This is a genomic window from Bauldia sp., from assembly GCF_965232525.1.
Classification (GTDB): Bacteria; Pseudomonadota; Alphaproteobacteria; order Rhizobiales; family Kaistiaceae; genus Bauldia.
Genome location: NZ_OZ246980.1, coordinates 3,141,605 through 3,164,069, shown reverse-complemented (window position 1 = coordinate 3,164,069; position 22,465 = coordinate 3,141,605). Strand labels below are relative to the sequence as shown.

Annotated in this window: 23 protein-coding genes; 21 read left to right on the top strand and 2 right to left on the bottom strand. The window is 64.2% G+C overall.

Going from position 1 to position 22,465, the window contains the following annotated elements; translation table 11 throughout:
* Positions 1 to 24: 24 nt before the first annotated feature.
* The 16 genes from ACO076_RS14995 to ACO076_RS14920 all read left to right on the top strand — a co-directional run bounded on the left by ACO076_RS14995 (position 25) and on the right by ACO076_RS14920 (position 13,270).
* On the top strand, positions 25 to 357 hold the full coding sequence (locus tag ACO076_RS14995; RefSeq protein ID WP_421723643.1) for an FtsB family cell division protein: 333 nt from the start codon (positions 25 to 27) through the stop codon (positions 355 to 357).
* Between the two features lie 140 nt (positions 358 to 497).
* Complete coding sequence (pdhA, locus tag ACO076_RS14990) at positions 498 to 1,559, top strand: pyruvate dehydrogenase (acetyl-transferring) E1 component subunit alpha (RefSeq protein ID WP_421723642.1); 1,062 nt, start codon at positions 498 to 500, stop codon at positions 1,557 to 1,559.
* Positions 1,560 to 1,575: 16 nt separating this feature from the next.
* Positions 1,576 to 2,022, top strand: coding sequence for a nucleoside deaminase (locus ACO076_RS14985; protein ID WP_421723641.1), 447 nt, complete (start codon positions 1,576 to 1,578; stop codon positions 2,020 to 2,022).
* 96 nt (positions 2,023 to 2,118) lie between these two features.
* The gene (locus tag ACO076_RS14980) at positions 2,119 to 3,507 is read left to right on the top strand and encodes a pyruvate dehydrogenase complex E1 component subunit beta (protein ID WP_421723640.1); all 1,389 of its coding nucleotides are present in this window, start codon (positions 2,119 to 2,121) and stop codon (positions 3,505 to 3,507) included.
* Between the two features lie 33 nt (positions 3,508 to 3,540).
* A complete protein-coding gene (locus ACO076_RS14975; RefSeq protein ID WP_421723639.1) occupies positions 3,541 to 4,884 on the top strand; it encodes a pyruvate dehydrogenase complex dihydrolipoamide acetyltransferase in 1,344 nt (447 codons plus the stop codon).
* A gap of 16 nt (positions 4,885 to 4,900) precedes the next feature.
* On the top strand, positions 4,901 to 5,479 hold the full coding sequence (locus ACO076_RS14970; RefSeq protein WP_421723638.1) for a GNAT family N-acetyltransferase: 579 nt from the start codon (positions 4,901 to 4,903) through the stop codon (positions 5,477 to 5,479).
* A 71-nt stretch (positions 5,480 to 5,550) separates the two neighbouring features.
* Entirely contained in the window at positions 5,551 to 5,868 is a 318-nt protein-coding gene (locus tag ACO076_RS14965) for a hypothetical protein (protein WP_421723637.1), read from the top strand.
* A 39-nt stretch (positions 5,869 to 5,907) separates the two neighbouring features.
* Positions 5,908 to 7,323: a dihydrolipoyl dehydrogenase gene (gene lpdA, locus ACO076_RS14960; protein ID WP_421723636.1), complete on the top strand. Its 1,416-nt coding sequence runs from the start codon at positions 5,908 to 5,910 to the stop codon at positions 7,321 to 7,323.
* Between the two features lie 66 nt (positions 7,324 to 7,389).
* Positions 7,390 to 8,427, top strand: coding sequence for a Gfo/Idh/MocA family protein (locus tag ACO076_RS14955; protein ID WP_421723635.1), 1,038 nt, complete (start codon positions 7,390 to 7,392; stop codon positions 8,425 to 8,427).
* 45 nt (positions 8,428 to 8,472) lie between these two features.
* Positions 8,473 to 9,687, top strand: coding sequence for a hypothetical protein (locus ACO076_RS14950; protein WP_421723634.1), 1,215 nt, complete (start codon positions 8,473 to 8,475; stop codon positions 9,685 to 9,687).
* A 27-nt stretch (positions 9,688 to 9,714) separates the two neighbouring features.
* Positions 9,715 to 10,134, top strand: a complete 420-nt coding sequence (locus ACO076_RS14945) for a hypothetical protein (RefSeq protein WP_421723633.1) — start codon at positions 9,715 to 9,717, stop codon at positions 10,132 to 10,134.
* 71 nt (positions 10,135 to 10,205) lie between these two features.
* A complete protein-coding gene (locus tag ACO076_RS14940) occupies positions 10,206 to 10,691 on the top strand; it encodes a copper chaperone PCu(A)C (protein ID WP_421723632.1) in 486 nt (161 codons plus the stop codon).
* A 2-nt stretch (positions 10,692 to 10,693) separates the two neighbouring features.
* Positions 10,694 to 11,329, top strand: a complete 636-nt coding sequence (locus ACO076_RS14935) for an SCO family protein (protein ID WP_421723631.1) — start codon at positions 10,694 to 10,696, stop codon at positions 11,327 to 11,329.
* 108 nt (positions 11,330 to 11,437) lie between these two features.
* Positions 11,438 to 11,695, top strand: coding sequence for a GlsB/YeaQ/YmgE family stress response membrane protein (locus ACO076_RS14930; protein ID WP_421723630.1), 258 nt, complete (start codon positions 11,438 to 11,440; stop codon positions 11,693 to 11,695).
* Between the two features lie 146 nt (positions 11,696 to 11,841).
* The gene (gene lipA, locus ACO076_RS14925) at positions 11,842 to 12,804 is read left to right on the top strand and encodes a lipoyl synthase (protein WP_421723629.1); all 963 of its coding nucleotides are present in this window, start codon (positions 11,842 to 11,844) and stop codon (positions 12,802 to 12,804) included.
* 10 nt (positions 12,805 to 12,814) lie between these two features.
* Positions 12,815 to 13,270 (top strand): type II toxin-antitoxin system RatA family toxin, encoded by a 456-nt coding sequence (locus ACO076_RS14920; RefSeq protein ID WP_421723628.1) that lies wholly within the window; start codon positions 12,815 to 12,817, stop codon positions 13,268 to 13,270.
* On the opposite strand, the gene ACO076_RS14915 is transcribed toward ACO076_RS14920, so the two are convergent.
* Positions 13,252 to 13,767, bottom strand: a complete 516-nt coding sequence (locus ACO076_RS14915; protein ID WP_421723627.1) for a CinA family protein — start codon at positions 13,765 to 13,767, stop codon at positions 13,252 to 13,254. The two genes, ACO076_RS14920 and ACO076_RS14915, sit on opposite strands and share 19 nt — an antisense overlap.
* On the bottom strand, positions 13,764 to 14,957 hold the full coding sequence (locus ACO076_RS14910) for a bifunctional 2-C-methyl-D-erythritol 4-phosphate cytidylyltransferase/2-C-methyl-D-erythritol 2,4-cyclodiphosphate synthase (RefSeq protein WP_421723626.1): 1,194 nt from the start codon (positions 14,955 to 14,957) through the stop codon (positions 13,764 to 13,766). Before ACO076_RS14910 ends, ACO076_RS14915 begins: the two co-directional genes overlap by 4 nt.
* Positions 14,958 to 15,074: 117 nt before the next feature.
* On the opposite strand from ACO076_RS14910, the gene dusB reads away from it, so the two are divergent.
* The 5 genes from dusB to ACO076_RS14885 all read left to right on the top strand — a co-directional run bounded on the left by dusB (position 15,075) and on the right by ACO076_RS14885 (position 22,463).
* Positions 15,075 to 16,103 (top strand): tRNA dihydrouridine synthase DusB, encoded by a 1,029-nt coding sequence (dusB, locus tag ACO076_RS14905; RefSeq protein WP_421723625.1) that lies wholly within the window; start codon positions 15,075 to 15,077, stop codon positions 16,101 to 16,103.
* Complete coding sequence (locus ACO076_RS14900) at positions 16,100 to 17,233, top strand: two-component system sensor histidine kinase NtrB (protein ID WP_421723624.1); 1,134 nt, start codon at positions 16,100 to 16,102, stop codon at positions 17,231 to 17,233. The genes dusB and ACO076_RS14900 overlap by 4 nt, the downstream gene beginning before the upstream one ends.
* 4 nt (positions 17,234 to 17,237) lie before the next feature.
* Positions 17,238 to 18,680, top strand: coding sequence for a nitrogen regulation protein NR(I) (ntrC, locus tag ACO076_RS14895; protein ID WP_421723623.1), 1,443 nt, complete (start codon positions 17,238 to 17,240; stop codon positions 18,678 to 18,680).
* A 144-nt stretch (positions 18,681 to 18,824) separates the two neighbouring features.
* Positions 18,825 to 21,083 carry an ATP-binding protein gene (locus tag ACO076_RS14890; RefSeq protein WP_421723622.1) on the top strand — a complete coding sequence of 753 codons (2,259 nt, stop codon included), beginning with the start codon at positions 18,825 to 18,827 and terminating at the stop codon, positions 21,081 to 21,083.
* Positions 21,084 to 21,095: 12 nt separating this feature from the next.
* A complete protein-coding gene (locus tag ACO076_RS14885; RefSeq protein ID WP_421723621.1) occupies positions 21,096 to 22,463 on the top strand; it encodes a sigma-54-dependent transcriptional regulator in 1,368 nt (455 codons plus the stop codon).
* The last annotated feature ends 2 nt before the right edge of the window (positions 22,464 to 22,465 follow it).

Here is a 22,465-nt window from a genome sequence, read left to right as displayed (position 1 = left end):
CGACGTACCAAACAGGATCGTTGCGTGTTCACCCGCCACCGCCGCGTCTCACCGTTTCGCCGACTTTGGTTGCCGCTGATCACGGCTTCCGTGCTCGGATATTTCGCCTATCACGCCCACCATGGATCGTACGGTCTGCCGGCGTTGGAGCGCATGGAGCAGGAGATCGCCGAACTCAAGGAGCGACTTGACGAGCTGCGACAGGAGCGGGCGGCGCTGGAGCGCAAAGTGTCGTATCTCAAGCCCGACAGTCTCGACGCCGACGTTCTCGACATGGAAGCGCGTGCGTCGCTTAACCTGTTGAGGCCAGATGAAGTGGTCATCTCGTTTGGTGCGGTGCAGCAAAGAGTGCAATAAAACTTCGCACCTGCACTCATCTATACCATTTCGGCATATTTGATCTGCGGTAAAGACAGGCCTGTCGTTCTTGGATTGCGCGACGCCATCCGCTACCTATGCATTATAGGAACATCCAAGCGTCCCAGGGAGGACTCCGCATGGCGAAGGCTGCTCGGAAGGCAGACAATCCGGTTCCCGTATCCGGCTCCGCGGAACGCTCCCGACCAATAGCCGTACCCGATCCCTCCAGCGACATCGCCGACCTCGACAAGGAACAGGAGCTCTCGGCCTTTCGCGACATGCTGACGATCCGGCGCTTCGAGGAGCGGGCCGGGCAGATGTACGGCATGGGTCTGATCGGCGGTTTCTGTCACCTCTACATCGGCCAGGAAGCGGTCGTGGTCGGCATGCAGATGGCGATCGGCGATGGCGATCAGGTGATCACCGGCTATCGCGACCACGGCCACATGCTCGCCTGCGGCATGGACCCCAAGGGCGTGATGGCGGAACTCACCGGCCGCCGCGACGGGTACTCGCGCGGCAAGGGCGGCTCCATGCACATGTTCTCGCGGGAGAAGAACTTTTTCGGCGGCCACGGCATCGTCGCCGCCCAGGTGCCGCTCGGTACCGGCATCGCCTTCGCCAACCACTATCGCGACAACGGCAGCGTCTGCCTCACCTATTTCGGCGACGGCGCGGCCAACCAGGGCCAGGTCTACGAAAGCTTCAACATGGCCGAGCTGTGGAAGCTGCCGGTCATCTACATTATCGAGAACAACCGGTATGCGATGGGTACCTCGGTCGCCCGCTCGTCGGCGCAGACTGATTTCTCCAAGCGCGGTGCCTCCTTCAACATTCCTGGCGATCAGGTCGACGGGATGGACGTGCGGGCCGTCAAGGCGGCCGGCGACCGGGCGGTCGCATGGTGTCGCGAAGGCAAGGGGCCGTACATCCTGGAAATGCTCACCTATCGCTATCGCGGCCATTCCATGTCCGACCCGGCCAAATATCGGACCCGCGAGGAAGTGAACAAGGTCCGCGACGAGAGCGACCCGATCGAGATGAGCCGCAAGCGCATTCTCGACAACGGCCTGATCAGCGAGGACGATCTCAAACAGATCGAGAAGGATGTGCGCGCCATCGTCGTCGAGGCAGCCGAGTTCGCGCAATCCTCCGCCGAGCCCGATCCGTCCGAGCTCTGGACCGACGTTTATCGTTAGGCCCCTCGTGTCTGCGATGAACGCGGTCGATCACACGCACTTCATGGACGTGGCCTACGAGGAGGCGCTGCAGGGCTACAACGAGGGCGGGGTGCCGGTCGGCTCGGTTCTGGTGCGCGGCGGCGAAGTCATCGGCCGCGGTCGCAACCGTCGCCAACAGCAGGGCGATCCGATCCTCCACGGCGAGATGGATTGCCTGAAGAATGCCGGTCGGCAGTCGTCCTATGCGGATACGCAGATCTATACGACGCTGTCGCCCTGTCCGATGTGCACCGGCGCGATCCTGCTCTTCAAGATCCCGACGGTGGTGGTTGGAGAGAACGAGACCTTCATGGGCGAGGAGGGCCTGCTCCGCGCTCGCGGCGTGCAGGTGATCGTCCTCAACGACGAGCGGTGTATCGCGCTGATGAGTAAGTTCGTCGAGGAAAAGCCTGAACTCTGGAACGAGGACATAGCGGTCTAGGCCATGAGCGGTTCTGGGGAAGACATAAACGACAAAACAATATCGCGGGTCATCGTCGTCGAGACGGCGCCGCGAAACGCAACAGGGTAGAACGTCATGCCGATCGATATTCTCATGCCGGCGCTGTCGCCCACGATGGAAGAGGGCAACCTCGCCAAGTGGCTGAAGAAAGAGGGCGACACGGTCCAACCCGGCGACGTGATCGCCGAGATCGAAACCGACAAGGCGACGATGGAGGTCGAGGCGATCGACGAGGGAACGCTGGCGCGCATCCTGATCCCCGAGGGCACCGAGAACGTCAAGGTCAACACCCCGATCGCCGTGCTCGGCGTCGACGGCGAGGACGATGTCGGCGACACACCGGCAGCGCCGGCCGAAGCCCCGGCGGCCGAGGCTCCGGCGCCAGCCACCAACGGTGCGACCGCACCAGCGGAGGCCGCACCACCGGCGCAGCCGAGAGAAGCGGCAGCGGCCGATCCCGATATCCCCACCGGTACGGAAATGGTGACGATCACCGTGCGCGAGGCCCTGCGCGATGCAATGGCCGAGGAGATGCGCAGCGACGGTGACGTCTACGTGATGGGCGAGGAGGTCGCCGAGTACCAGGGCGCCTACAAGGTCACGCAGGGCCTGCTCGACGAGTTCGGGCCGAAACGGGTCGTCGACACGCCAATCACTGAGCACGGATTTGCCGGTCTCGGTGTCGGCGCGGCGCTCGCCGGCCTGAGGCCGATCGTCGAGTTCATGACCTTCAACTTTGCGATGCAGGCGATGGACCAGATCGTCAACTCGGCGGCCAAGACCCTCTATATGTCCGGCGGCCAGATGGGCTGCCCGATCGTCTTCCGCGGTCCCAACGGTGCAGCCGCCCGGGTCGCGGCACAGCACAGCCAGGACTATGCCGCCTGGTACAGCCAGGTTCCGGGCCTCAAGGTCGTTCAGCCGCACACAGCCGCCGACGCCAAGGGGTTGCTCAAGGCCGCGATCCGCGACCCCAATCCGGTCGTGTTCCTCGAAAACGAGATTCTTTATGGGCAGTCGTTCGAGGTGCCCAAGCTCGATGACTTCGTCCTGCCGATCGGCAAGGCCAAGATCGCGCGGGCGGGTTCGGACGTCACCATTGTCTCGTTCGGCATTGGTATGACCTACGCGCTGAACGCGGCGGAAGAACTCGCCGGCGAGGGGATCGACGCGGAGGTCATCGACTTGCGCACCCTGCGGCCGATGGACCTCGACACCGTGGTTGAATCGGTGAAGAAGACGAATCGTGCGGTGACGGTTGAGGAAGGCTGGCCGGTGGGCTCGATCGGCAGCTACATCGCCGCCCAGATCACGACGGCGGCGTTCGACTGGCTGGACGCGCCGGTGACCGCGGTGACCGGTAAGGACGTGCCGATGCCCTATGCCGCCAATCTCGAGAAACTTGCGCTACCGTCGGTGGCCGAGGTCGTCGGTGCGGTGAAGGCGGTCAGCTACCGCAACTAAGCAACAACGGTTCGCGAACGGGGAGCGCGCTCCATGTCGATCAATATCCTGATGCCCGCCCTGTCGCCGACCATGGAGGTCGGCAATCTCGCCAAATGGCTGAAGAACGAGGGCGACCCGATCAAAGCCGGCGACGTGATCGCCGAGATCGAGACCGACAAGGCAACCATGGAGGTCGAAGCGGTCGACGAGGGGACCCTCGGTAAGATCATCGTGCCGGAGGGCACCGAAGACGTCGCGGTCAACGCGCCGATCGCCGTGTTGCTGGAGGAGGGCGAGGACGCCAGCGCGCTCGACAATCTGCCGGCGCCCGACGCCGCGCCGGCACCACCACCTGCAGAGAAGGCAGAGGCGAAACCGGCCGAGCCGGCCGCAGCGCCGCAGGCGGCCGATACGCCAAAGGCCGCGCCAGCGCCGGCCGCCCCCCCGGCCAAGGCGGCAACCAACGGCAGTGGCGGTCGCGTGTTTGCATCGCCCTTGGCGCGCCGCCTCGCCAAGCAGGGCGGCATCGACCTGTCGCAGGTGACCGGTTCGGGCCCGCACGGGCGGGTGGTGAAGGCGGATATCGAAGCGGTTCAGTCCGGCAAGGCGCCGCTCGCGGCCCCCGCTGCCGCACCACCGGCCATCGCGCCCGGTGCTCACGACGAGCAGACGATGAAGCTGTTCGAGGAGGGCTCCTACGACATCATCCCGCACGACAACGTCCGTAAGATCATTGCCAAGCGGCTTGTCGAGGCCAAGACGACGATTCCGCATTTCTACCTGACGATCGACACCGAGATCGACGCGCTGCTGAAGCTGCGGGCCGAGGTCAATGCCGCCGCACCGATCGGCGCAGAGGATAAGCCGGCCTGGAAGGTCTCGGTCAACGACATGGTGATCAAGGCGCTGGCGATGTCGCTGCAGCGCGTGCCGGACGCCAATGTCACCTGGACCGAAGCGGGGATGCTCCAGCACAAGCGCTCTGATGTCGGCGTCGCTGTCGCGATCCCCGGCGGATTGATCACCCCGGTTGTCCGCGAGGCCGACACCAAGCGGCTGTCCGAGATCTCCAACGAGATGAAGGACCTCGCCGGCCGAGCCCGGGTGCGGAAGCTGGCACCACACGAGTATCAGGGCGGTTCGACGGCCGTGTCCAACCTGGGCATGTTTGGGATCAAGGACTTCGCGGCGGTTATTAATCCACCGCATGCGACAATCCTCGCTGTCGGCGCCGGTATCCCAACGCCCGTCGTTCGTGACAATCAGGTCGAGATTCGCACGATCATGACCGTGACGCTGTCGACCGACCACCGCGCCGTCGACGGAGCGCTTGGCGCCAAGCTGCTGTCGGCGTTCAAGACGCTGATCGAGAAACCGGCGGCAATGCTCGCCTGACGGCAAGCGGTGACAGATGGGCGACATCGTTATCCGACCCGCGACGCTGCGTGACGCGACGCATCTCACGGCTCTGGTGGACATCGCCGGCGAGGGGTTGGCGTCGTATTTCTGGAGCCAGATGGCCGAGCCGGCTCAATCGCCCTTCGAAGTCGGTCGCGCCCGGGCCCAACGCGACGACGGCTCGTTCACGTGGCGCAATGCCCATGTGGCCGAGATCGATGGCGAGGTGGTCGGCGCGCTGGTCGGCTATCGTATCCCGGACGAGCCGGATGACGACGAGCTGCCGGAAATCGTCCGCCCGCTTGGCGAACTAGAAGCGGAAGCGCCCGGCTACTGGTACGTCAACGTCCTTGCCGTCTTTCCCGAGTATCGCGGCCGAGGCGTCGGCGCCGCACTCCTGAGAGACGCGGACGCAATCGGCCGGGAACGCGCACCCGCCGGTATGGCCATCATCGTCGCGTCGTACAACGACGGCGCTATTCGCCTGTATGGCCGGCACGGCTACCGGGAGGCGGCACGGCGCGACATCGTCCCGTTTCCCGGCGCACCGCCGGGCGGCGCGTGGGTTCTCCTGACGAAACCGCATTCCTGAATTGCGTCGGCAGGTTAGGGGAGGGGCTGGCGCCATGATAGGTAAGTGCCGACATATCCCGGAGGCGAGGCATGGCTAAGCGGCTTGTTGTGACAATGGCGGTTCTTGCGACGACGGCGATTGTCGGCACAACAAGCGCCGGCGCGGTCCTGTCGCCCTACTGGCAGCGCGTCACGGAGATGCAGACGATCGCCGGTGACCAGCGGGTCGCCGAGGCGCTCGGGCAGGGCGCGCCAATCCAATCGATCCGCGCCACCGGCACGGAAGTCTACGAAGTCGAAACAGAGCGATGCGTTGTTACCGTGACGATCGTCGACACACCGTCCGACAAGACGGAGTTGGGTGCCCGGCAATTCGACCTCGACGTCGGAGCGCCTGACTGCGGCTGATCATCAGAAGAAAACACGTTCCAAAACGGATCAATCACCATGGCCAATGAATATGATCTGATTGTCATCGGCGCCGGACCCGGCGGCTACGTCGCGGCAATCCGCGCGGCCCAGCTCGGCCTGAAGACCGCGGTTGTCGAGAAATCGTATCTCGGCGGGATCTGCCTCAATTGGGGGTGCATTCCGACCAAGGCTCTGCTGCGGTCCGCGGAAATCTACCACTACATGGAACACGCCAACGACTTTGGCCTGTCGGCGAAGGACGTCACCTACGACACCGGCGCGGTCGTGAAACGTTCGCGGGCCGTGGCGGGACAGCTCTCCAATGGCGTCGGCTTCCTGATGAAGAAGAACAAGATCGACGTCATCTGGGGCACTGCCACCATCACGGCGCCGGGCAAGCTCTCGGTCAAGGCCGCCGACGATCCGCCCAAGGGCGCGCTTGGCGGCGGCGACTACCGGGCGAAGCACATCATTGTCGCGACCGGGGCACGGCCGCGCGAGCTGCCGGGGCTGGAGCCGGACAAGAAGCTGATCTGGACCTATTTCGAGGCGATGGCGCCGGAAGTCATGCCGAAGTCGCTGCTGGTGGTCGGCTCCGGGGCGATCGGAATCGAATTCGCCTCGTTCTATCGAACCATGGGCGCCGAGGTGACGGTCGTCGAGATCCTGCCCCAGATCCTCCCGGTCGAGGACGAGGAAATCGCTGCGCACGCCCGCAAGCGCTTCGAGAAGCAGGGCATCAAGATCATGACCGAGTCCAAGGTGGCTTCGGTCAAGAAGGGCGACGACTCGGTCACCGCGACGATCGAGACGAAGGACGGCAAGACCCAGGACATCACCGTCGATCGACTGATCTCGGCCGTGGGCGTTGTCGGCAACGTCGAGGGGCTCGGCCTTGATGCGCTCAAGGTGAAGATCGAGAAGGGCACGATCGTCATCGACGAGCTGGGCCGCACCAATGTGCCGGGCATCTACGCCATCGGCGATGTCGCCGGACCGCCAATGCTCGCCCATAAGGCCGAGCACGAGGGCGTCATCTGCGTCGAAGGGATCGCCGGCAAGAACCCACACGGTATGGACAAGCTCAAGATTCCCGGCTGCACCTACTGCAATCCTCAGGTGGCCTCGGTCGGCATGACGGAGAAGCGCGCCAAGGAGGCCGGCTACGACGTGACCGTCGGCCGCTTCCCGTTCCTCGGCAACGGCAAGGCGATCGCGCTCGGCGAACCGGAGGGGATGGTCAAGACCGTGTTCGACAAGAAGACCGGGCAGTTGCTGGGCGCGCACATGGTCGGCGCCGAGGTGACCGAGCTGATCCAGGGCTTCGTCATCGCCATGAACCTGGAGACGACAGAGGAAGAATTGATCCATTCGGTCTTCCCGCATCCGACCCTTTCGGAGATGATGCATGAGAGTGTGATGGCCGCGTTTGGGCGGGTCATCCACGTCTGAGTTCTTCACTGCGTCGGAGTCCTGACGCAGCATCCATTCATACGTTCAGGGAAGGCGCGACACGCCATGGCAAAGGTCGTTCAGGTCGGACTCGGCCATTGGGGGTTCAATTGGACGGCACATGTGCTGCCGATCGTCCCGCAAGCCGAGATGGTCGGCTATGTCGATACGTCGGAGGAAGCTCTGGCGCGGGTTCAGACGGAACTGGGTGTCCCGGCGTCGAAGTGTTTTCCGAGTTTGCAGGACGCTATCGACACCATCGAATGCGACCTGGTTCTCGGGACCCTGCGTACCCAGGCTCATTATCCCGTCGCCAAGCAGGCGCTGGAGGCCGGTCTCAACGTTGTTGTCGAGAAACCATTCGCCTCGACAGTGGCCGAGGCTCAGGCACTGGTCGATCTCGCCCGCGTGCAGGGCAGGGTGCTGGCCGTCAGCCAGAACTACCGGTTCTTTCCCGCGCCGATCGCGGCCGCCCAGCTTGTGGCGGCGCAAGACCTCGGCCCGATCGATTTCGTAAGCTTGGAGTTCCGCCAACATGCGCCGACACTCGGCTACCGTTATTGGGACATGCCCGATCCCATGCTCGCCGACATGTCGATCCACCATTTCGATCTGATGCGGATGGTGCTCGGTCGCGAGCCGCGGCGCCTGACCTGCCGGACCTGGAACCCGGTGGGCAGTCCGTTCGAGCACGATCCATCCGCGGCGGCCCTGATCGAATTCGACGATGGCACGATCGTCGACTACCAATCCTCGTGGATGAGTTCCGGACCCCGTACGGACTGGGCCGGCGAGTGGACCATGAACGGCGCCGAAGGCGACGTCTGGTGGACGTCGCGGTCGCCGCACGACGAGACCGACGACCGCCTGATCGTCCGCCGTCGCGATGCCGCCGAGCCGGTGACCCCACGTCTTCCGGAGCTGCCGTCGACAGACCGGGCCGGGGCCCTGGCCGCAGTCGTTCAGGCGGTTGACACCGGCACGCCACCGTCGCGATTCCCATCCGGCAGCGACAATATCAACAGCCTCGCCCTGGTGGCCGCGACGATCTTGTCGGCGCAGCGCGACGGATCGTGGGTGGAAATCGCCGAGGTATTGGAGTAACGCCGCAGACGGAGCCAATGCGGCGCCGTAAGCGGGAGACCTCAGATGTCGAGCATGACTGGTCGCGGACAGCGCAACGCCCGGTGGCTGGCCCTGTTGGGGCTCTGCGTCGTTGCCGCCTTCGGCGTCCCGATGGCGTTGGCCCAATCGGACGAGACGACTGGGCCATTGGTTCGCATCGACGGCGATAATGGCGACCTCAACCTCGCCGGCGCCGGCATCGTCGTTCGAGGCAACACCGGCAGTATCGAAGCGGCGGGCGCAACCATCGATATCGACGCCACCGTGAGCGGATCTGTCCGGGCCGCCGGCGCCGAGGTCACGGTTTCCGGTGATATCTCCAGCACCGCCCGCGTCGGCGGTGCGTTGGTCGAGATATCCGGCACCGTTATCGGCGACGTTTTCGTCGGCAGCGCGGTCGCCCGGTTCGATGCCGCCGCCGCCAACGACGTGACCATCGCCGGCGCCTCGGTCGATATCGGCACCGATGCGACCATCGGCGGCAATCTGAGTGCCTGGGCGGCGAGCGCCAAAGTCACCGGCACGATCACCGGAGACACCGAGATCTTCGCCGCGGCCGTGACGTTCGAGGCGACGACCGCGAAAACGGTGACCATCGCCGCGGAAGAGGTCTATGTCGGTCCGAATGCCAACATCACCGGCGACCTCGTGGTGCAATCGGACAACGAACCGGAAATCGCCGACGGCGCTCAGATCAGCGGCCAGGTGCGGCTGGAGGAGCCGAGGCCGCTGTTGCTTCTTCCCAGTTGGCTGCTGAGCATCGTCGGCGCCGTCGTCATGGCCGCCGGGGCGGTGCTTGCTGCTGCGATTCTGCTTCTGCTTGGGCGGGGTACGTTCGAAGATGCGCTCGACAAGGCGGCGTTTCGGCCGATCTCGAGCGGCTTCATCGGCCTTGCCATCCTGATTCTGTTGCCGATCGCGGCCGCATTGCTGTTCGTGACCATCATCGGCGGCTCGTTCGGATTGGCGCTGCTCGCCCTCCTGCCGTTCCTGTTCGTCGCCGGGCACGCCACGATCGCCGCCTGCATCGGCGTCTGGATCTTCGACCGCAGCGGCGGTCCCCGGAGCCCCGGGCGCCTGATCCTCTACACCATTGCCGGTGCGGTCATCTTCGCGATCGTCTGGCTGATTCCGTGGATCGGCGCGCCGGTCATGTTCATCGCGACCGTGGTCGGCCTCGGCGCCTATGTGCGTACGCTGATGGGGCGGATGCGCCACAGCGAAGCGGTTCCGATCTAGATCCGTACCGAGGCGCGATCCGCCGCAGTGACGATTGCCGTCGGTTCTGACATCGTGGCGATCATGCGGTTCGCGCGAAACAGAATGATGCGAGGCCTGATGCGGTGCCTGGGTGCCGCGGTTCTGGCGTACGCGCTGTTCTTCCAGGGGCTGGTTGGCGCCTACGCGCAAGCCGCGATGGCCGGCGAGACGGCGTTCGTCATCTGCTCGCCGCTCGGGACGGAAACCGCCCCGGGCGAGACCGATACCCGGATCGCCCATACCTGCTGTATCGGCGTGTGCAAGCACGCCTGCCGATGCGGCCCGGCAACCCTCGGCGGTTCGATCGCGCTCGCCGCCAAGGCGGGATTTCCCGGCGCCATTTCGCCCGAGCGGGCGACATCCCTGGCTGGCGGTCTTTACCGTGGTCACCTGGCCGACGCCCGGGGTCCACCTGTTTCCATCTGAGTTGATCGAGCCAGACATGCGCCGGAATCGCCGGCCGCACGTCGACAAACCTCAGATGGAGTATCGATTTCATGCGTTTCACCATGATGCTTGCGGCAGCGACCCTGCTCGCCGCGCTTCAAACCGCCGCTGCCGACATGGTCGTGAGCGGAACTTTGGAAATTCACGAGCCGTGGACCAGAGCGACGCCACCCGCTGCGCGCGCCGGTGGCGGCTTTCTGATCATCAGAAACACCGGCGAAACCGCCGACAGGCTGGTGGGCGGAACATCACCAGCCGGCACCGTCGAGATCCATACGATGGAGATCACCGACGGCGTGATGAAGATGCGCGAGCTTCCCGACGGGCTGGAGATCCCGGCCGGCGAGACGGTGCAACTCAAGCCGGGCGGTCACCACATCATGTTCGTCGATCTGCCGGGCCCGATCGAACAGGGTGCGCCGATATCGGTCACGCTGATGTTCGCAAAGGCGGGTGAAGTCGACGTGGAGATGACCGTGTCGCCGCCCGGCGCACCTGGCCCAGGCCATCACGACCACGGACACGACGGAGGATAGCCATGGCAGCGAAACCAAAGCCGCGCATGCCGCGCACCCAGCTCCTGGCGATTGTCGCCGCCGCCGCCTTCGCAGTCGCCGGTACGGCCACCGGCCTTTATCTGATTGAAAGCTCGAACGATGACCTTATCGCGCAGCGCACCGCCGGGATGGCATCGATCGGTGGCCCATTCTCGCTCACCGATGAAGATGGAAAACGGGTGACCGAAGCCGATCTGCTCGGCAAGCCGACCGCCATGTTCTTTGGCTTCACGTTCTGCCCGGATGTATGCCCAATGACGCTGTTCGAGCTGACCAACTATATCGAGAAGCTTGGGCCGGACGCCGACAAGCTCAATTATGTCTTCGTTTCGGTCGATTGGGAGCGGGATGGTCCAGAGGAAATGGCGCAATACACCTCGGCCTTCGACGAGCGCATCCGTGGCTTCTCCGGAACCGAAGCCGAGATTGCTGCGATCACCAAGGCGTACCGGGTGTTCTACCGGCGGGTGCCAACGGAGGATGGCGATTACACCATCGATCACACCGCATCCGTCTATCTGATGGACGGCGACGGTCAGTTGGTCAGCACGATCGCCTATGACGAGAATCCCGAAGCCGCTCTCGCCAAGCTCCAACGTCTGGCCGACGCCGCTTAACCGGCTGCCGAGTTCATTTGGGCAAATCACCCCGCTCGCGCTAGACTTCGCGCGGGCGGCGGCGCTGAGTCTTTCTTGAAGGCCGCGGGTAAGCAGGGGAGAGCCCGTATGAACGACCAAACCAAGGGAATCATTGCCTGGATCATCATCGGCCTGATCGCCGGTCTTGTGGCCAGCCTGATTGTCGGCGGAGCCGGCAGCATCATAGGATGGTTGATCGCGGGTCTGATCGGTTCCGTCGTTGGCGGCTTCCTGGCGCAACGGTTCGACATCAAGCTGAACCTCGGCAATCCGTTCTTCGAACAGGTGATCGTCTCGATCGTCGGCGCGATCATCGTGCTGATCATCGCCCAGATCATCACCTGACGGGCCACTCCAGCCCCGCTTCTCTCTCGGCCCGCGTCGACGGCACGGTGCAGGACTCTGCCCTGCGTCGGTTGCAATGGTCGTTTCGCCGTCGAAAGACTATATATCGTCGTGGTTTGTGTGCTCGCTCGCTCAAAGGCTGACCGATGGTCGTGGTGCTTGACACGATAGAGACGCCGATTAGCCGTCCGCCGCGCCATCCGGAGAAGGCGCATCGGCCGGACACGGCCGTTGTCCGAAAGCCGGACTGGATCCGCGTGAAGGCGCCGACGTCGCCGCTCTATCGCGAAACGACGGAGATCGTTCGCGAGCACGGCCTGGTGACGGTCTGCGAGGAGGCCGGATGCCCGAACATTGGCGAGTGCTGGTCGCAGAAGCACGCCACATTTATGATCATGGGCGACACCTGCACCCGGGCCTGTGCGTTTTGCAACGTGCGAACCGGCCAGCCGGGGCCGCTCGATCCGGATGAGCCCCGAAAGGTCGCCGAGGCAACCGCCCAACTGGGTCTGAAGCATGTGGTGGTCACGTCCGTCGATCGCGATGATCTCGACGATGGCGGCGCCGAGCACTTCGCCCAGACCATCGCCGCTATCCGCGCTGCGAGCTCGGCAACCATCGAGGTGCTCACGCCAGACTTCTTGCGGAAGCCCGGCGCGATCGAGACCGTCGTCGAAGCACGGCCCGACGTCTTCAACCATAATCTCGAAACGGTACCGTCGAAGTACCTGACGGTTCGACCCGGCGCGCGCTATTTCGCCTCCCTGCGCCTGCTCCAGCAGGTCAAGGAGCGTGACCCGGCGATGTTCACCAAGTCGGGCATCATGGTCGGGCTCGGTGAGGAGCGGAACGAGGTACTGCAGCTGATGGACGATCTGCGGTCGGCGGATGTCGATTTCCTGACCATCGGCCAGTACCTGCAACCGACCCGCAAGCATCATCCGGTGGAAGAGTTCGTGACGCCGGAGGCGTTCCGCGCCTATGAGACGATCGCCTACGCAAAGGGCTTCCTGATGGTGTCGGCATCGCCGCTGACCCGCTCGTCTCATCACGCCGGTGACGATTTCGCCAAGCTCAGGGCGGCCCGGATCGCCAAGCAGGGGCACTGAAGCGACCGGAATGCCGCACTTCACGACGATGCGCCGGGTCGGTCACAGCGCGACCGACATGTTCGATCTGGTTGCCGACATCGAAGCCTATCCCCGGTTCGTACCGCTTTGCGAGAGCCTGGTCGTTCGATCGCGCCGGGAAGACGGGGATCGCGAGATTCTCGTCGCGACCATGACCATCGCCTACAAGCTCATTCGCGAGTCGTTCACGACCAAGGTCGTGCTGGACCGTAAGGCTCTGCTCATCCGCGCCGAGTATCTCGATGGTCCGTTCAGCCGGCTCGAAAACGTGTGGCGGTTCGAACCGCATGGCCGCGGCGACTGTGTCGTTCACTTCAACATCGACTACGAGTTTCGGTCGACGCCGCTTCGCCTGCTGATGGGCACCGTGTTCGACCGGGCGTTCCGGAAGTTCACCCAGGCATTCGAGTCTCGCGCCGACGACGTTTACGGTGCGCCGGCCTGAGGTTCGCCGGTCAACGCGAGCAACATCTCCAAGGCCTTCTCAACTGTCGCCAGGCGGACGCCCGACCGATCCAGTCCGGCGAAGACTTGGGATTCGTGGGACGGCGCCGCGCCGCGCCGCTGCAGGCCGAAATGCACAAGCCCGACAGGTTTGTCAGCGCTTCCTCCGGTCGGCCCAGCGATCCCGGTGACCGCGACGGCGAGATCGGCGGGGGAGCGGGCGAGGGCGCCTCCGACCATCTCCAACGCGGTCGGCGCGCTGACCGCGCCGTGTGCGGCCAGCGTCTCCTCGGTCACGCCGAGCATCGCGGTTTTGGCTTCGTTCGAATAGGTCACGAAACCACGATCGACCACGGCGGATGAGCCCGGGATCTCGGTCAGGGTCGCCGCGATCAGCCCACCGGTGCATGATTCCGCTGTGGCGATGGTGAGACCAGTCGCCTTACAGCGGTTGATCAGGTCGGCGGCGGTCGGCAGGAGAGGAGAGAGATCGGTCACGATCCATTCTCGAGCGGCAGACGGACCGTAGCCGTCGCCGAGGCGGCCAGTCCCTCACGACGGCCGACGAACCCCAACTGCTCGCTGGTCGTCGCCTTGACCGAGACGCGATCGATGGCAATGGCGCAAATCTCGGCGATCCGTTTGCGCATCGCGTCCCGATACGTCGCGATGCGCGGCGCCTCGGTCATGATGGTCACATCGAGATTGGCGACGATACCGCCGCGGCTTTTGATCCGACCGGCGGCAAACCGCAGGAACATCTCCGACGGCGCGTCCTTCCAAATCGGATCGGAGGGCGGGAAGTGGTCGCCGATGTCTCCGTCGCCGATCGTTCCAAGCAGCGCGTCGGTCAGGGCATGGAGAGCGACATCTCCGTCGGAGTGACTGATCACGCCGCGATCGCTGGGGATCTCGATCCCGCCGATCATCACGCTTTCACCGCCGCCGAAGGCATGCACATCGTACCCAAAGCCGACCCGGATGTCGGTGAGCATCGCCGCGTTCTCGGCGGTGAGGCGGCGATCCGCGACAGCCATGTCCTCGGCGGTCGTCAGCTTCGTGTTGCCGGCGTCGCCAGGAACGATCCGCACCGGGATGCCGGCCCACTCGGCGACCGCCGCGTCGTCGGTGAACGCAAGCCCGGCCTTGGCCGCTTGTGTATGCGCGCTCAAAATGGCGGGGTAATGGAAGCCCTGGGGCGTCTGCGCGGCATAGAGCCCGTCACGCGGGATCGTCCCGGTCACCAACCCGTCCTCCTCCACCGATTTCAGGGTCGAGGCGATCGGCATCGCCGGCAGCACGGCCTCATCGCGATCAAGACCGGAGGCGACCCGCTCGATCAGGTCGGGGGTGACGAACGGTCGCGCGGCGTCGTGAATGAGAACGGTGTCGGGCGGAGCGTCGGCAAGCCGACGCAGGCCGGCGTAGACCGACGCCTGACGTGTCGGACCACCGTCGACAGGGCGTCGCAGCCGGGGATCGTCACGCGCCGTCTCCTCGTAGAGCGCCGAGTCGCACTCGGCAATCACCACGAGAACGTTGAAATTCCTAGGATGCGAGAGGTATGTGTCCAGCGAATGTCTGAGGACAGGAATGCCGCCGATCTGTTTGTATTGTTTGGGGATTTCGACGTCGCCGGCGCGTGCCCCACGCCCTGCCGCGACGATTAGGACGGTTGTCTGGCTCATCGACGAAAGTCGGCTTTGATGCAGGAGGAGTGGGAACGGTCCGGCACAATATCACTGTCGGCGGTCTTGTCACCCGCCCCATTCTGACTAAGATATATGCAACGACAGTAATGCCTAATGAGTATGCACACGACCAACGCCCTATCTTTGCTGGCGAAATCCCTTGCGATCGGCGACGTGACCGTCCCGAACCGGGTCTTCCTCGCCCCGATGTCCGGGATAAGTGATCGCCCCTTCCGCGAACTTGCGCTCCGTTTCGGTGCCGGTCTGGTGTTTTCCGAGATGACGGTGGGCGAAAAGCTGGCCAATGGCAATGCCGAAGCGCTGCTGAAGGCCGAGCGGGCCGACACCGGCCTCCACGTCGTCCAACTCGCAGGCCGCGACCCTGAGGGCATGGCCGATGGCGCGAAGGCAGCGGAAGATGCCGGGGCCGACATCATCGACATCAATATGGGCTGCCCCGCCAAGAAGGTGACGGGCGGCTATTCCGGTTCCGCACTGATGCGCGACCTGGATCATGCTCTTCGACTGATTGATGCGACAGTCGCCGCAACATCACGGCCCGTTACCTTAAAGATGCGGCTGGGTTGGGACCATCAATCCCTCAAGGCGCCGGAACTCGCAAGACGTGCCGAGGACGCTGGTGTCCAAGTGGTTACGGTGCACGGTCGAACCCGTTGCCAGTTTTACAAGGGCCGGGCCGACTGGGCTGCAATCCGGTCGGTGAAGGATGCGGTGACCATCCCGGTCATCGCCAATGGCGATATCGAAACGTACGACGACCTCGAACCCGCGCTGACACAATCGGGTGCGGATGGTCTGATGGTCGGACGTGGTGCCGGCGGTCGGCCCTGGCTGCCGGGCTTCGCCGTGCAGTTCGCTCAGAGCGGCCACGCTCCGATGGCGCCTGAGGGCGGCGATCTGGCGGCCCTCGTGCTGGCGCATCACAAGGCCGTCCTCGACCACTACGGCGTTCCCATCGGTGTTCGGGCGGCCCGCAAACATCTGGCGTGGTATCTCGACCGCAATCCGGTTCATCCGCCCGAGGGGCTCCGCGAAGCCCTGTTGACCGAAGCGAATCCCGTCGCGGTCGAGCGTCTTATTCGCTCGTGTTTCGGTCCGACAGCGTATCGCCACGCGGCATGACCACGGTTTCCGCTTCCGCTCCGCGCCCGTCACCGACGGATCGCACCGCATGGGCCGTTTTGAACGCGTTGCCCCACCCGGTGATTCTCATCGCCCACGGAGGACGCATCGTTGACGCCAACTCGGCGGCAGAAGCTTTCTTCCAGGCCTCGACCAATGTGTTGAAACGTCACCTGATCAGCTTTTTCGTGCCGTTTGGCAGCCCGCTGCTGTCGCTCCTCGAGCAGGTCCGGCGGCGTGGTGCCGCTGTCAGTGAGTATCGGGTCGACGTCGGAACCCCGCGAAATGGCGGGGAACGAATGGTCGATATCTATGCCTCACCGGTTGGCGACGTGGATGACGGCGTCGCCGTTCTTCTTCAAGAACGCACGATGACGGATAAGATCGACCGCCAGCTTACCCATCGCGGCGCTGCGCGATCGGTGACTGGACTCGCGGCGATGCTGGCCCATGAGATCAAGAACCCGCTCTCTGGAATCCGCGGCGCGGCGCAGTTACTCGAGCCATCCGTTAATGACGAGGATCGCGCGCTGACGCAGTTGATCCGCGACGAAGCCGACCGCATCGTCAAGCTGGTCGATCGCATGGAGGTCTTCTCCGACGAGCGACCGATCGAACGCGAACCGGTCAACATCCACGTGGTTCTCGATCGGGTGCGAAACGTCGCCAAGTCAGGCTTCGGGCGCGACCTGCAGATCGTCGACGACTACGATCCGTCGCTGCCGCCTGTTTACGCCAATCACGACCAACTGGTTCAGGTGTTCCTGAACCTGGTCAAGAACGCCGCCGAGGCGGTCGGCGACGCGCCGGACGGTGAGATCGTGTTGTCGACCGCCTTTCGGCCCGGCGTTCACCTGTCGGTCGCCGGGAACGCCGACAAGGTATCGTTGCCGATGGAGTTCTGCGTCCGGGACAACGGCCCGGGCGTGCCCGCCGACATGGTTCCCCATCTGTTCGATCCATTCGTCACCTCCAAGGCCAACGGCACCGGGCTCGGCCTTGCGCTGGTCGCCAAGATCGTCGGTGACCACGGCGGGGTGATCGAGTGCGAATCCCAGCCCCGTAAGACCATCTTTCGCGTTCTGATGCCGGCCTATCGGGCGGACGCCGCGCCAGCCAAGGAACCGTGACACGATGCCGCTCGGAAATATCCTCGTCGCCGACGATGATGCCGCCATCCGGACCGTCCTCAATCAGGCGCTGTCGCGGGCCGGTTATTCCGTTCGGCTTACCTCCAATGCCGCGACGCTGTGGCGCTGGGTCAGCGGCGGGGAGGGCGACCTGGTCATCACCGACGTCGTGATGCCCGACGAGAACGCCTTCGATCTGCTCCCGCGGATCAAGCGGATGCGGCCGGACCTGCCGGTGGTCGTCATGAGTGCGCAGAATACGTTCATGACCGCTATTCGCGCTTCCGAGCGGGGCGCCTACGAGTACCTGCCGAAACCGTTCGACCTGAAGGAACTCACGACGATCGTCGGGCGGGCTCTGGCCGAGCCCAAGACACGCCGGTTTGACGCCAAGGCCGCCGAACCGGTCGACAACATCCCGCTGATCGGGCGCTCGCCTGCGATGCAGGACATCTATCGCGTGCTCGCCCGGCTGATGCAGACCGATCTGACGGTCATGATTGCTGGTGAGTCCGGAACCGGCAAGGAGCTCGTTGCGCGCGCCCTTCACGACTATGGCAAGCGGCGCACCGGCCCCTTCGTCGCCGTCAACATGGCGGCCATTCCGCGGGACCTCATCGAAGCGGAACTCTTCGGTCACGAGAAGGGGGCGTTCACGGGCGCACAGGCGCGCAGCGCCGGTCGGTTCGAGCAGGCGGAAAGCGGAACACTTTTCCTCGATGAGATCGGTGACATGCCGATGGAAGCGCAGACCCGGCTGCTGCGGGTTCTGCAACAGGGTGAGTACACGACGGTCGGCGGCCGGACACCGATCAAGACCGATGTGCGCATCGTCGCCGCGACCAACAAAGACCTTCGGATCCTGATCAACCAGGGACTGTTCCGTGAGGACCTTTTCTTCCGCCTGAACGTGGTTCCGATTCGCTTGCCGCCGCTTCGGGAGCGAAGCGAAGACGTGCCCGATCTGGTCCGGCATTTCTTTGCGCTGGTCGAGAAGGAGGGCCTGGCGTCAAAGCAGATCGAGGTCGCCGCCATGGAGCGGCTGAAGCGGTACCGATGGCCGGGCAATGTCCGCGAACTCGAGAACCTGGTCCGCCGGTTGGCGGCGCTCTACCCGCAGGAGACGATCACCGACAACATCATCGAGGCTGAACTCGACCAGCCGGTGACCGCTGCTGTCGACAGCCACTCGGACGAGGACGAGGCGTTGTCGGTGTCGATTGAGCGCCACCTGGCCACGTACTTCAACAGCTTCGGCGACGGCCTGCCGCCGCCGGGCCTCTATCATCGGATTCTGAGGGAGGTCGAGAATCCCTTGATCAGCGCTGCGCTGGCCTCAACCCGCGGCAATCAGATCAAGGCGGCAGAACTGCTTGGCGTTAATCGCAACACGCTCCGCAAGAAAATCCGCGATCTTGACATCCAGGTCATTCGCGGCGGTCGGTAGCCGAGCCGCTCAAGGCACGGATAGCCGACTGGAGCCTGTTGTTTTTTGATCACATTGTTGTTGCATTCCCGCCTCAGGCTGGCGTAGTTGCTCGGGCGCCGGCCAAGGACGGCCGCCGCGAGCATCACCGGTATCAGGGTCGCCATGTCGGTTGAGACTCCCTCGCTGCTCAGTGCGCCACTGAGCCGCCGGACGTTTGAAATCACCCGGATCGTCAGAACGGTTGGCTATGTCGGCGTCGTTTCCGCCCTTGTCGCAGCGGGGGTGACGTTCCTTGTCCTGATGGGCCTCACCCCGATCGAACCAACCGAGTCGGTCGTGACGATCGTTCTTGCCGCCAATGGCGGCCTGATGCTGTTTCTGCTGCTCATCATCGGCTGGGAAATCGCCATGCTGGTGGGAGCGCGGAGACGGCGACGCGCCGCGGCCCGGCTTCACATTCGGGTCGTCGCGCTCTTTTCCATCGTCGCGGCCACGCCCGCGATCCTGGTCGCCATCGTTGCCAGCGTCACACTGGATCGTGGCCTCGACAACTGGTTCTCGACGACGACGCGCGACATCGTCAACAACACCGACGCGATCGCGCGCGCGTTCATCGATCAGCAGGTCGACCTGATCGACCGCGATATCATCGCGCTGCAGGCGGAGCTGGAACAGGCGCGTCCGCTGCTGATCGACGATCCCGATCGGTTTCAGACGTTCTTCGCGGTGAACGCGGAGCAACGGGGATTGGCCGGCGCGTTTCTTGTCGACTCAGCCGGCGAGATCGTCGCCGAAGCCCGGCTCGGCTCCCAGTCGGATTTCCCGCCGCCGCCGCCTTCGGCGATCGCGCAGGCAGCCGCCGAGCAGAGCCAGCCGGCGCTGATAACCCCCGGCAGCATTAACATGGTGGGCGGCGTGGTCATCCTCCGCGGCTATGATGACGTGTTCCTCTACGCGCTTCGCCCCATCCCTTCGGCCGTGCTGCGTCAGGTCGCGCTCGCCGCGGAAAGCGTCCAGCGGTATCGCGCACTCGAACTCACTCGACCTGCCATCCAACTGGCGTTCGGGATCCTCTATCTCGGCGTTGCCCTGGTGGTGCTGTTGGCGGCCATCTGGGTCGGCATCAGCTTTGCGAACCGGCTGGTCGCGCCGATCCGGCGCCTCATCGACGCCGCCAAACAGGTGTCGACCGGCAATCTCGCGATCAGAGTGCCGTCGAAAAAGTCCGAAGGCGATCTTGGTGCGCTAAGCGAGACCTTCAACACGATGACGACCCAACTCCGCACCCAGCGGGAGGAACTGCTCGCGGCCAACGAGCAGATCGACAGCCGTCGCAGATTCACCGAGGCCGTTCTGTCCGGCGTCACCGCCGGCGTGATCGGCGTCGACGGCGAGGGAAATGTCACGATCGCCAATCGTGCCACGCGCCGCCTGCTCGGGCTCGGTAAGGAGGCCGTCGAGAGACGCCCGGTCACTGAGGTCGTCGCCGAACTCGGACCTGTTGTCGAGACAGCCATGCAGAGCGAACGACCGGAGCATCGCGACCAGATCTCCGTCACGCGCGGCGGACGGGAGCGGACGATCAACGTGCGGGTCACCACCGAAGATCCCGGAGACCGGTCTCATGGCTATGTGATCACACTCGACGACATCACCGATCTGGTCGCCGCCCAGCGGAGTTCCGCCTGGGCGGATGTCGCAAGGCGGATTGCCCATGAGATCAAGAACCCGCTGACGCCGATCCAGCTTTCAGCGGAACGGTTGCGGCGCCGGTTCGGGAAAACGATCACTGACGATCGCGAGATCTTCGATCAGTGTACCGAGACGATTGTCCGCCAGGTCGGCGACATCGGCCGCATGGTCGATGAATTCTCGTCATTCGCGCGCATGCCCAAGCCAACGATCCAGCGTGGCAATTTGTCGGAGTCGATCCGCGAAGCAGTCTTCCTGATCGAGGTGGCCCATCCGGAAATCACCTTCACGGTCGATCTTCCCGACGAGCCCCTCACCGGTGATTTTGACGCTCGCTTGATGTCGCAGGCGTTCACGAATGTGGTCAAGAACGGCACCGAGGCGATTGCTGCGCTGCCGGCCGACGCAAAGAAAGACAATCGGATTTCTGTCATGGCTCGCCTGGAGGGCGATTCGATCGTTGTCGACGTCACGGATACGGGAATCGGCCTTCCCAAGGAGAAGCGGGACCGGCTGCTCGAGCCCTACATGACGACCCGCGAAAAAGGGACGGGGCTCGGCCTCGCCATCGTCAAAAAGATCATCGAAGAACACGGAGGGCGGATCGAATTGCTGGATTCACCCGAAACACGGAATGGCGGGCGCGGGGCGCTGGTGAGGATTCACCTGCCTCTGGCGTCAGTGAAGCCGAGCGACGCTGACGCGCGCCTGGCGGCCACACAGACCTAGCGGGCGGGGGCGATGGTGTCTGATATTCTTGTTGTGGACGATGAAGCGGATATCCGCGACATCGTCTCCGGTATCCTTTCCGATGAGGGCCACGGGACCCGGACTGCGGCTGACGCCGATGCCGCGCTGACCGAAATCGGCCAGCGGCGCCCGTCGCTTGTCTTCCTGGATATCTGGCTACAGGGCAGTCGTCTCGACGGCCTGGCGCTGCTCGACGAAATCAAGGCGGAACATCCGAACCTCCCCGTCGTCATGATCTCCGGCCACGGCAATATCGAAACCGCGGTGTCGGCGATCCAGCGCGGCGCCTACGACTACATCGAGAAGCCGTTCAAATCCGATCGTCTCGTGCTCGTCGCCGAGCGGGCCCTTGAAGCGTCCCAGCTGCGCAAAGAGGTCGAGGTGCTTCGTGAGCGATCGGGCGAAACGCCGGAGTTGATCGGCCAATCGGCCATCATGAATCATCTGCGCCAGCTCATCGAGAAGGTCGGGCCGGCGAACAGTCGCATCATGATCTCCGGACCGTCCGGCTCGGGCAAGGAACTCGTTGCGCGTACCATCCACCGCCTCTCGGAAAGAGCGGCCGGACCGTTCGTGGTCCTCAACGCCGCAACGATCACGCCGGATGGGATGGAGGAAGCGCTGTTCGGAACCGAGCCGCTGAACGGCGCGACGCGTAAGGTCGGCGCTCTGGAGGAGGCACACGGCGGCACGCTCTATCTCGATGAAGTTGGCGATATGCCGCGCGAGACCCAGAACAAGATCCTGCGGGTTCTGGTCGAACAGTCTTTTCAACGCGTCGGCGGAGCCACCAAGGTCACGGTTGATGTTCGGGTCATTTCGTCGACCGCTCGCGATCTGGAAAGCGCGATCGCGGACGGCGAGTTCCGCGAAGACCTGTTCCATCGTCTTGCCGTAGTGCCAATGCGCGTCCCGGCGCTCGCGGAACGTCGCGACGATATACCGGACCTGGTTCGGCATTTCGCGGTTCTGATCTCACGCGCGACCGGTCTGCCGCAGCGACAGATCGGCGACGACGCCATGGCCGTCCTGCAAGCACACGATTGGCCGGGGAATCTGCGTCAGCTGCGCAACAACGTCGAGCGGCTGCTGATCCTGGCCCGGGGCGATTCCGCGGAAGCCGTGACCGCCGAGATGCTGCCCGCGGAGATCGGCGAAATGCTGCCGACAACGCCGGGCCGTTCCGGCGGCGAGCACCTTATGTCATTGCCACTGCGCGATGCCCGTGAGATTTTCGAGCGTGAGTACCTGACGGCGCAGGTGAACCGTTTCGGTGGCAACATCTCCCGCACGGCCGAGTTTGTTGGCATGGAACGGTCGGCGTTGCATCGCAAGTTGAAGACACTCGGCGTCGGGTGACC

Coding starts and splice junctions, on each gene's coding strand:
- pdhA (WP_421723642.1), top strand. CDS start 498: ATGGCGAAGGCTGCTCGGAAGGCAGACAATCCGGTTCCCGTATCCGGC.
- ACO076_RS14985 (WP_421723641.1), top strand. CDS start 1,576: ATGAACGCGGTCGATCACACGCACTTCATGGACGTGGCCTACGAGGAG.
- ACO076_RS14980 (WP_421723640.1), top strand. CDS start 2,119: ATGCCGATCGATATTCTCATGCCGGCGCTGTCGCCCACGATGGAAGAG.
- ACO076_RS14975 (WP_421723639.1), top strand. CDS start 3,541: ATGTCGATCAATATCCTGATGCCCGCCCTGTCGCCGACCATGGAGGTC.
- ACO076_RS14970 (WP_421723638.1), top strand. CDS start 4,901: ATGGGCGACATCGTTATCCGACCCGCGACGCTGCGTGACGCGACGCAT.
- ACO076_RS14965 (WP_421723637.1), top strand. CDS start 5,551: ATGGCTAAGCGGCTTGTTGTGACAATGGCGGTTCTTGCGACGACGGCG.
- lpdA (WP_421723636.1), top strand. CDS start 5,908: ATGGCCAATGAATATGATCTGATTGTCATCGGCGCCGGACCCGGCGGC.
- ACO076_RS14955 (WP_421723635.1), top strand. CDS start 7,390: ATGGCAAAGGTCGTTCAGGTCGGACTCGGCCATTGGGGGTTCAATTGG.
- ACO076_RS14950 (WP_421723634.1), top strand. CDS start 8,473: ATGTCGAGCATGACTGGTCGCGGACAGCGCAACGCCCGGTGGCTGGCC.
- ACO076_RS14940 (WP_421723632.1), top strand. CDS start 10,206: ATGCGTTTCACCATGATGCTTGCGGCAGCGACCCTGCTCGCCGCGCTT.
- ACO076_RS14935 (WP_421723631.1), top strand. CDS start 10,694: ATGGCAGCGAAACCAAAGCCGCGCATGCCGCGCACCCAGCTCCTGGCG.
- ACO076_RS14930 (WP_421723630.1), top strand. CDS start 11,438: ATGAACGACCAAACCAAGGGAATCATTGCCTGGATCATCATCGGCCTG.
- lipA (WP_421723629.1), top strand. CDS start 11,842: ATGGTCGTGGTGCTTGACACGATAGAGACGCCGATTAGCCGTCCGCCG.
- ACO076_RS14920 (WP_421723628.1), top strand. CDS start 12,815: ATGCCGCACTTCACGACGATGCGCCGGGTCGGTCACAGCGCGACCGAC.
- ACO076_RS14910 (WP_421723626.1), bottom strand. CDS start 14,957: ATGAGCCAGACAACCGTCCTAATCGTCGCGGCAGGGCGTGGGGCACGC.
- dusB (WP_421723625.1), top strand. CDS start 15,075: ATGAGTATGCACACGACCAACGCCCTATCTTTGCTGGCGAAATCCCTT.
- ACO076_RS14900 (WP_421723624.1), top strand. CDS start 16,100: ATGACCACGGTTTCCGCTTCCGCTCCGCGCCCGTCACCGACGGATCGC.
- ntrC (WP_421723623.1), top strand. CDS start 17,238: ATGCCGCTCGGAAATATCCTCGTCGCCGACGATGATGCCGCCATCCGG.
- ACO076_RS14890 (WP_421723622.1), top strand. CDS start 18,825: ATGTCGGTTGAGACTCCCTCGCTGCTCAGTGCGCCACTGAGCCGCCGG.
- ACO076_RS14885 (WP_421723621.1), top strand. CDS start 21,096: ATGGTGTCTGATATTCTTGTTGTGGACGATGAAGCGGATATCCGCGAC.